Here is a 782-nt window from a genome sequence, read left to right on the forward strand (position 1 = left end):
CACCGCCGAGGTAGGTGAGCGCGTATTTGTCGTAGCGGGTTGCGATGCCGCGCCATTGTTTGAGTCGGTTGAAGCCGCGTTCGACGGTGTTGCGCAGGCCGTAAAGCGCGGGGTCGAACGCGGGTGGTCGGCCTCCGGCCGATCCTGTGGCCTTCCGTCGGGCGATCTGGTCTGTGCGCTCGGGGATGGTGTGCTTGATCTTCTTGGCCCGCAAGGTGGTTCGCGTGCTCGGATGCGAGTACGCCGTGTCGCCGAGCAGCCGGAAGTCGCGGCCGGGCTCGCCCACGGCCCGGCGCCTCTCGGCGTCGTCGTCGAGCAACGGCACCAGCTGGGGGTTGTCACCAGCTTGGCCTGCGGTCAACCGGATCCCGACCGGGGCCTCCCGCTGGTCGGTCAGAGCGTGGATCTTCGTGGTCAGCCCGCCCCGCGAACGGCCGATCACGTGGTCGGACGGTTCACCGGCGGCTTTCTTGCAACTCGCCAGAGCCCCCTGAGGCGAGCGTGTCGGACCGTGCGCCCGCGGAATGCTGATACGCCCGCGCGCTCGTCGAATCCACCGACAACAGCCTCTCGATGCCCTCAGCCATGTCGGTATCGACCCCGAACACGGCAGCGACCTGGGCGAACATGTCGTCATAGGTGCCGTCCAAGGACCACCGATGATGCCGTTTCCACACCGTCTGCCACGGCCCGAAATCGGTGGGCAGGTCCCGCCACGGACAGCCCGAGCGGAACCGCCACCCGATTCCCTCCAGCATCAACCGATGATCACCGAACCTGTT

General features: G+C 67.1%; 1 pseudogene. It reads right to left on the reverse strand.

Annotation, left to right across the window (positions count from 1 at the left end):
* Nucleotides 1–782, reverse strand: a pseudogene (locus QMK34_RS47605) (IS5 family transposase); the annotation flags it as partial.

This window comes from Amycolatopsis sp. H20-H5 (genome assembly GCF_035828755.1).
Classification (GTDB): domain Bacteria; phylum Actinomycetota; class Actinomycetes; order Mycobacteriales; family Pseudonocardiaceae; genus Amycolatopsis.